This window comes from Pauljensenia hongkongensis (assembly GCF_001746855.1).
GTDB lineage: Bacteria > Actinomycetota > Actinomycetes > Actinomycetales > Actinomycetaceae > Pauljensenia > Pauljensenia hongkongensis.
In genome coordinates this window covers 164,966-168,675 of the sequence record NZ_CP017298.1, presented here as the reverse complement: position 1 = coordinate 168,675, position 3,710 = coordinate 164,966, and the positions used below count along the sequence as shown (strand labels likewise).

Annotated in this window: 5 protein-coding genes; 1 reads left to right on the top strand and 4 read right to left on the bottom strand. The window is 72.4% G+C overall.

Annotated elements, in window-relative coordinates; genetic code table 11:
- The coding region (locus tag BH719_RS00760) for a biotin/lipoyl-containing protein (protein ID WP_009399913.1) at positions 1–237 on the bottom strand (237 nt) is incomplete at its 3' end.
- A gap of 26 nt (positions 238–263) precedes the next feature.
- Positions 264–1,637, bottom strand: coding sequence for a dihydrolipoyl dehydrogenase (gene lpdA, locus BH719_RS00755; protein ID WP_009399892.1), 1,374 nt, complete (start codon positions 1,635–1,637; stop codon positions 264–266).
- 241 nt (positions 1,638–1,878) lie between these two features.
- Here lpdA and BH719_RS00750 point away from each other — a divergent pair, with 241 nt between their 5' ends.
- Positions 1,879–2,361, top strand: coding sequence for a hypothetical protein (locus BH719_RS00750; protein ID WP_009399890.1), 483 nt, complete (start codon positions 1,879–1,881; stop codon positions 2,359–2,361).
- 99 nt (positions 2,362–2,460) lie between these two features.
- On the opposite strand, the gene BH719_RS00745 is transcribed toward BH719_RS00750, so the two are convergent.
- A complete protein-coding gene (locus tag BH719_RS00745; protein WP_009399888.1) occupies positions 2,461–2,922 on the bottom strand; it encodes a tRNA (cytidine(34)-2'-O)-methyltransferase in 462 nt (153 codons plus the stop codon).
- Positions 2,923–2,928: 6 nt separating this feature from the next.
- Positions 2,929–3,456 (bottom strand): YbhB/YbcL family Raf kinase inhibitor-like protein, encoded by a 528-nt coding sequence (locus BH719_RS00740; RefSeq protein WP_009399886.1) that lies wholly within the window; start codon positions 3,454–3,456, stop codon positions 2,929–2,931.
- Positions 3,457–3,710 lie beyond the last annotated feature (254 nt).

Sequence of the window (3,710 nt, the reverse complement as noted above, 5' to 3'; positions counted from 1 at the left end):
GGGGTCGCCGATGAGGGCGATCCGGGCGCCCACCTCGACGGTCTCGTCCTCGGGCACCAGGATCTCCAGCAGGACGCCGGAGACGGGGGAGGGGACCTCGGAGTCGACCTTGTCGGTGGACACCTCGACGATGGGCTCGTCCACCTCGACGCGGTCGCCCACGGACTTCAGCCACGTCGTGACCGTGCCCTCCGTGACGGACTCGCCCAGGGCCGGCATAGTCACTGCGGTTGCCATAAGTAATCTCCTAGTAAATCTGGGGCTCAGTTGTGGACGTGGAGGGGCTTGCCGGCCAGGGCCATCGCAGCCTCCCCGATGGACTCGTTCTGGCTGGGGTGGGCGTGGATGATCGAGGCCACGTCCGAGGGGAACGCCTCCCAGTTGACCATGAGCCCGCCCTCGCCGATCTGCTCGCCGATGCGCGATCCGATCCCGTGGAAGCCGACGATCGGCCCGTCCTGGACGGAGACCAGTTTGATCATGCCCGAGGTCCCCAGGATCGTGGACTTGCCGTTGCCCGCCAGGTTGTACTCGACCGTGCGCACAGCGTCGCCGTACTCCTGGCGCGCCTGCTTCTCCGTCAGGCCGACCGAGGCGATCTCCGGCTCGCAGAACGTCACCCGCGGGATGTTCGCGTCGGCCTGCATCCTGGGGCCCAGGCCCGCGATCTCCTCGGCGACGAAGATCCCCTGCAGGAACCCCCGGTGCGCCAGCTGCGGGCCGGGGACGATGTCGCCGACCGCGTAGACGCTGCCCGCGCCCGTGCGCAGGCGCTCGTCGGTGAGGACGAAGCCGCGGTCCATCCGGATGCCCGCCTGCTCGTAGCCCAGGCCCTCGGTGACGGGCCCGCGGCCCACGGCCACCAGCAGGACGTCGGCGTCGAAGGACTTGCCGTCCTCCGTGACCACGCGCACCCCGCCCTCGTCCTGCACAGCGCCCGCGAAGCGCGTGTTCGTGTGGAACTTGATGCCGCGCCTGCGGTAGGCGCGCTCGAGCTGCTTGGAGACCGCCTCGTCCTCGTTGTTGGCCAAATGGGGCAGCGCCTCGATGATCGTGACCTCGGCGCCGAAGCTCCTCCACACGGAGGCGAACTCCAGTCCGATGACGCCGCCGCCGAGGACCACCGCGGACTGGGGCGCCCAGTCCATCTGCAGCGCCTGGTCGGAGGTGATGACGCGGCCGCCGATGTCCAGGCCGGGGAGCGAGCGCGAGTAGGAGCCGGTCGCGAGGACGACGTTCCTGCCCACCAGGGCGCGCCCGCCCACCTCGACCGTGTCGGGCGACACCAGGCGCCCCCACCCCTTGACGACCTCGACGCCCCTGGAGGAGAGCAGGCCCTGCAGCCCCTTGTACAGGCCGCCGATGACGGAATCGCGGTACTTGGCGACCTGCGCCATGTCGATTCCGCCGAACGTGGAGCGGACGCCGAACCTGGCCGACTCCCGGACCGCGTCGGCGGTCTCGGCGGCGTGCAGGTAGGCCTTCGTGGGGATGCAGCCGCGGTGCAGGCACGTGCCGCCGACCTTGTCCCCGTCGATGAGGGCGACCCTCATGCCGAGCTGGGCGGCCCGCAGCGCGGTCGCGTAACCGCCCGAGCCCGCGCCGAGGACGACGATGTCGTACTGTGGCTCACTCACGTCTGAACTCCTTTGAACTCCTTGTGGGACGGCGGCGGGCGCCGCCCCGGTGGATCCGATTTCATGACGGGACTCACTGCCCCTCTGGGCCCATTGTCCCACGGCGCCGCTGCGCTGTCCGCCTGCCCGCGGAAGTCGCCAGGTGCAACGGCCCACACCGGGGGGCGCCCCCTCGGCCGTGCGACAACGACGAACGGGGGGCGCGGCGGTTATGATCGGAAGGCGCCTACAAGGAGGGACCATGCCCGATCAACCAGACAGCCCGGGGTCGCACGGGGACCAGCGCCCGCCGTCGTTCGGATTGGGGCGCATCGTCATCGCCCTGTTCTGGCTGCTCGGCGCGTGGATCCTGGTGGTCGCAGTGGTGGATCTGTTCCACCACAACGCCGACGAGCCCTGGGGGCCGCCCATCCTGGCGGTCCTGGCGGGGGCCGTGTACCTGGCGGCGGCGACCGCCCTGACGCACAACGGCAGGCGCATGCGGATCGTGGGGTGGACGTCGATAGGCGTCACCATCGCCGCCCCCCTGGTCCTGTGGGTCGCGGGCCTGGGGGTCCCCGAGCTCAACGGCCCCCGGTCGGCGTGGACCGGACTGGGCTCCGACTTCTACTACGCGCCCCTGGCCGTCTCCCTCATCGGCCTGGTGTGGATGTGGCGCTCCAACCCCCGTCGCATCGTCGAGATCGCCGAGTCCATCGAGCGGCCGTCGCGCTGGCAGCGCTGACGGGCCGCCCGCGCCGGGACCGGGGCCGACGGGGCTGGACACCTCCAGCCGCCCCTCCGGTCAGGCGCCCCGCCGAGGGGGCGGGGGAGCCGTCGCCCCTCACGCGCCCCCGGGGAAGCCCAGCTGGCGCCACGCCTCGTAGAGGACGATCGCGGCCGAGTTCGCCAGGTTCAAGGAGCGGACCCCCGGCACCATCGTGATGCGCACGCGGCCGGCGACCCCCGGGTGGGACATGGCCTCCTCGGACAGGCCCACGGACTCGCGCCCCAGCAGCAGTCCGTCGCCGTCGCCGTAGGCCACGTCCGTGTACGCCCGCTCGGCGCGGCCCGTCAGCGCCCACACGCGGCCCGGGATCCCGGCCAGCGCCCCGTCCAGGGAGTCGTGGACGCGGACGTGCGCCAGATCGTGGTAGTCCAGCCCCGCCCGCCGCAGTTTCGCGTCATCCATGTCGAAGCCGAGCGGGCGCACGAGGTGGAGCACCGAGCCGGTGCACGCCGACAGCCGGATGGCCGCGCCCGTGTTCCCGGGGATCTCGGGCTCCCAGAAGACGATGTGGAGCATCGGGCCTCAGGCCTGGAAGGTGACGGTCAGGTCGGCCCGCGCCAACGTGTGGCCCAGGGCCGTGAACGCCGCCATCGTGGGCGTCGCGTCGTCGTCCAGCCCCAGGGTGTCCACGTCCAGGGCGTGCACGGAGAACACGTACCTGTGGGGGCGGTCGCCGGGGGGAGGGGCCGCGCCGAAGTAGGAGGCGTCGCCGGTGTCCCCGCGCAGGTGGAAGGCGGGCCCGTCGAGCTCCAGGTCGGAGCGCCCGGCCCCTTCTTCCAGGCGCGAGGCCGAGGCGGGCAGGTCGAGGACGGCCCAGTGCCACCACCCGGCCGGGACGGGGGCGTCCGGGTCGAAGCAGGTGACCATGAACGAGCGGGTTCCGTCCGGGGCGCCGGACCAGGCGAGGTGGGGGGAGCGCGAACCGCCCTGCGCGGTCGCGCTGGCGGGCATCGTCCCCCCGTCGGCCAGGGTGTCGCTTGTGAGGGAGAAGGAGGGGACGCCCATCCCCTCGTAGGGGGCGCGGGCACTCGGGCGCGTCGTCAGATCCATGGTTCCTCCATCGGGTTGCCCGGAATCGGGCGGGGCCTCCATTGTCGGACCGGCGCGGCCCGGGCGCCACCGGAGGCCCCTGGACGCAGGCGCGGGCGCCCTCCCCTAAAATGACCGAATCGAACACCTGTTCTACGGAAGGAGGGGGAGGTGGGGGCATCCGCCATCGACAGGCTCGCGGCGGCCCGCAGCGCGCTGGCCGCGGCCGAGAGGGCCACGGGGCTGGTGAGGCCGCCGTCCTCCCTCCCCCCGTC

Excerpts from the sequence above, each read along its gene's own strand:
- BH719_RS00750 (WP_009399890.1), top strand. The coding sequence starts at position 1,879 with ATGCCCGATCAACCAGACAGCCCGGGGTCGCACGGGGACCAGCGCCCG.
- BH719_RS00745 (WP_009399888.1), bottom strand. The coding sequence starts at position 2,922 with ATGCTCCACATCGTCTTCTGGGAGCCCGAGATCCCCGGGAACACGGGC.
- BH719_RS00740 (WP_009399886.1), bottom strand. The coding sequence starts at position 3,456 with ATGGATCTGACGACGCGCCCGAGTGCCCGCGCCCCCTACGAGGGGATG.